2 protein-coding genes and 1 pseudogene are annotated in these 3,587 nt (G+C 60.1%); 1 reads left to right on the top strand and 2 read right to left on the bottom strand.

Annotated features, from left to right (window positions below; genetic code table 11):
* Positions 1–86, bottom strand: an 86-nt coding sequence (locus tag DNK34_RS25210; RefSeq protein WP_131177995.1) for a helix-turn-helix domain-containing protein, incomplete at its 3' end; no start/stop codon positions are given.
* Between the two features lie 507 nt (positions 87–593).
* Positions 594–1,757: pseudogene (locus DNK34_RS25205) on the bottom strand (IS3 family transposase).
* Between the two features lie 343 nt (positions 1,758–2,100).
* Between DNK34_RS25205 and DNK34_RS25200 the strand changes: the two are divergent.
* A complete protein-coding gene (locus DNK34_RS25200; RefSeq protein ID WP_131177994.1) occupies positions 2,101–3,291 on the top strand; it encodes a sugar transporter in 1,191 nt (396 codons plus the stop codon).
* Positions 3,292–3,587: the final 296 nt, after the last annotated feature.

The raw sequence follows: 3,587 nt of genomic DNA, 5'->3' as shown, positions 1-3,587 counted from the left end.
CCGGCAATCCTACGCAGGCTGAAGCCTTGGGCATGACCGATTTGAATGGTGGCGCGCTCTTCAACGCTGAGTTCGGAATAAAACATAGGGGCAGCACCGTACCGGAACGGTCAGGTGTTGCACTCAGATTTTGCCGCCGCCCTGTAATTACTGATTGGGACAAGGCTTTACTTGATGTCCATGGATAGAGAGGTTACTACATCTTGAAAAAAATACTTGCATTTGCTGCGCTTGTAACTGCCAGCCTCCCCGTATGGTCTGCACCTGCCTGGTACCAAGGCAAGCTCACGCGTGTATGGTCAATGCCTGGGGCCTTTGTTGTCACAATGGGCTCCAGTGCCCTACAAGACTGTAGATACGCATATGCTTATTTTCACAGAAGTGACTTCAGTGAGAAGCATTACTCCGAACTCTATGCGTTGATGCTATCGGCCTATGTTTCCGGAGCCAAGGCAGGAGTGGTCATAGATAAGCAGGGAGCTGGATTGGAGTGTCGCGTAACGAGTGCCGATGTCAGGCCCTGATCTGTTTTCGATTTCGGCCAATTCCCTGGTGTAGTGGTCAAGTTTTAATGGACACCGTGATAGAGGGTTTCAAGTGGTGGCCTTCTCATAGTCGGCCGGTGATCGGTAGCCGAGAGTGGAGTGCAGCCGGTGGGAGTTGTAGAAGCCGACGATGTACTGGTGATATCGCCGATGGCCTCGCCAGGATTGGCGTAATTACGCTGCCAAACGCGCTCCATCATCAGATTTAGGAAGAAACGCTCCATCACGGCATTGTCCCAGCAATTACCTTTTCGGCTCATGCTGGCGATCAGGCCGTTGCGCGTCAGCAGGTCGCGATGAATCTGACTGGCATACTGGCTTCCACGGTCGCTGTGCAGGATCAATCCGGGCTTTGGCTGGCGTAGGGCGATGGCCATCTGCAACGCCATGCAGACCAGCTCGGCTGGCATGTTTGGCGCCATTGCCCAACCCACAATCTTGCGTGAGTACAGATCCAGTACCGCGGCCAGGTAGAGCCAGCCGCCGGATGTAGGTAATGTCGGCTACCCAGGCTTGATTGGGTCGGCTTGGGTTGAACTGTCGATCCAGCATATTGGCGGCGATGGGCTGATCATGTTTGCTGTCGGTGGTGTGAACGAATTTGCGTTTCCAGCGGGCCTTGAGCTCGTGCTGTGCCATCAAGCGACGCACGAGGTACCGCCCTGCGGGCAAGCCCTGAGCCTTGAGCGCTGCACTCAATCGGCGACTGCCATAGTTGCTACCACTGGCCTTAAACACTGCGTTGAGCGCACAAGCCACCCGGCATGCCTGAGGTTCTCGCGGGCGTTGCCTGACCGCATACAGCCCGAAACGGCTCACCTCCATTAGCCTGCATAGGCTGGACACACCGGCCTCCTTCTGAAACTGATTGATCAGGTTGTGGATCATTTCAGTTCTCGGGCGAAGAAGGCCGATGCTTTTTTAGCAGTGAGACATCCTCGCGTAAGCGCTGGTTTTCCCGCTCGAGCTCACGAATACGCTGCGTTCGGACGTCAGTGGCTTACCGACGCCAGGCTGACCAAGATTGTCGGCATCGTATTGGGCCAGCCAACGGCGTACAGCGCTGTCGAGCAAATCCAGATCACGGCAGACTTGAGCAGCGCTCAGGTCTTGGTCGCGGAACATTTGTACAACCTGCAATTTGAAAGCAGCATCGAAGGTTCTGCGCGAGCGAGATGTCATGGTATTCAACGTCCTCTTTGGGGGAATCATCCCCTGTCGAGGTGTCCATGAGAATTAGACTACTACAGTTGCTCGGAGCGCTACGTTGCCGCCGGTCAGCCACCTGGCGCCAGGGCCGGAGAGTCAGTTGTAGATGCTAGGGACGCGGCGTAGAATCCGCGCCATCTGGCCGTACCCCCATACCTATAATTCTCCGTTCACTGCGTTCACCACCCCGGTTTTCACCAGCCAAGGGTGTCGAACCGCTGTGCGCGCGTCTCGTGCGTGTGGGGCTTTTTTTTCGAGCAATCCGTACAGGTTCCCTGGGTCTGGTGACGCAGTGGATAACGGCCCCTGTAGCCGGATGGCTCCCGTTCGACAGACATCGCCCCGAATGAACACACCTGTGGATGCGCGTGCCGGAAGTTGGCTCAGTGTGATCGCCCTGGCGCTGGCCGCCTTCATTTTCAATACCACCGAGTTCGTCCCGGTGGGCCTGCTGAGCCAGATCGGCCACAGCTTCGACATGTCGACCGCCCATGTCGGCCTGATGCTGACGATCTACGCCTGGGTGGTGGCCCTGGCCTCCCTGCCGCTGATGCTGCTGACGCGCAATATCGAGCGGCGCAAGCTGCTGACCTGCGTGTTCATCCTGTTCATCGTCAGCCACATTCTGTCCGGCATGGCCTGGAGCTTCGGCGTCCTGCTGATCAGCCGGATCGGCATCGCCCTGGCCCATGCCCTGTTCTGGGCGATCACCGCGTCGCTGGCGGTGCGGGTCGCGCCCGAGGGGCGCCAGGCCCAGGCGCTCGGGCTGCTGGCCACCGGCAGTGCCCTGGCGATGGTGCTGGGCATTCCGCTCGGCCGGGTGATCGGCGAGGTGCTGGGCTGGCGCACCACCTTCACCAGCATCGCGGTGGTCGCCGGGCTGGTGGTGCTGTGCCTGGTGAAATCCCTGCCGTTGCTGCCCAGCCAGAATTCCGGTTCGCTGAAGAGCCTGCCGGTGCTGTTCAAACGCCCGGCGCTGGTGGCGGTATACGTGCTCACCGCGCTGGTGATCACCGCCCATTTCACCGCCTACAGCTATATCGAGCCTTTCGCCCAGAGCGTGGCGGGCATGTCCGGCGACATGATCACGGTGCTGTTGCTGCTGTTCGGCGGCGCCGGCATTCTCGGCTCCATCCTGTTCAGCCGCTACAGCAGCCGTTATCCGCGCGGCTTCGTGATCGCCGCGATCGGCGTGCTCAGCCTGTGCATGCTGTGCCTGCTGCCGCTGGCCCGGGAGCATGCCTACCTGGGCGCGCTGAGCGTGGTCTGGGGGATCGCCATCATGTGTTTCGGCCTCGCCTTGCAAGCCCGGGTGCTGAACCTCGCCGCGGATGCCACCGACGTGGCCATGGCCCTGTACTCCGGGATCTTCAACGTCGGCATCGGCGGTGGCGCCTTGCTCGGCAGTCTGGTGAGCAGCCAGCTGGGCGTGGCCGATATCGGTATCGTCGGCGGCTTGCTGGCGGTGGGTGGGCTGTTGCTGTGCTGCGTCACCACCTACCACTTCTCCCGGCCGCTCAATGCCCATCCGCTATAGGTGGCCCGCCCTTAAGTCCGTCAGTTAAGCGTGTAGCCCGCAAAACGGCGGTTCGCCCTGGCCCCGTAGGAGCCGCGACCCCGCAGCGAATGGCGGCCGCACCACGGATCTTGCGGGATGGCGGCAAGCGCATCGCGCCGAGGTCGCCGCTCCTTGTATGTTGAGCTTATCTGTCAACAACCATGACGGAAGCAGTTACCGGGGAGGCCGTTCGCTCCTGGAGGCACCTTGCGTGACCTCGTCTGTAGAGTGGCCCCCCGCCTCATTACCACTACGTGGAGTATCCCGAAGCCGGA

The sequence above is a fragment of the Phytopseudomonas dryadis genome (assembly GCF_004327355.1).
In the GTDB taxonomy this organism is placed as follows: domain Bacteria; phylum Pseudomonadota; class Gammaproteobacteria; order Pseudomonadales; family Pseudomonadaceae; genus Aquipseudomonas; species Aquipseudomonas dryadis.
Note: the sequence above shows the minus strand (reverse complement) of the source record. Positions and strands in the feature narration are given on the sequence as shown.

What these genes read in the sequence shown, in the direction of transcription:
- DNK34_RS25200 (WP_131177994.1), top strand. Translation starts at nt 2,101, where the DNA reads ATGAACACACCTGTGGATGCGCGTGCCGGAAGTTGGCTCAGTGTGATC.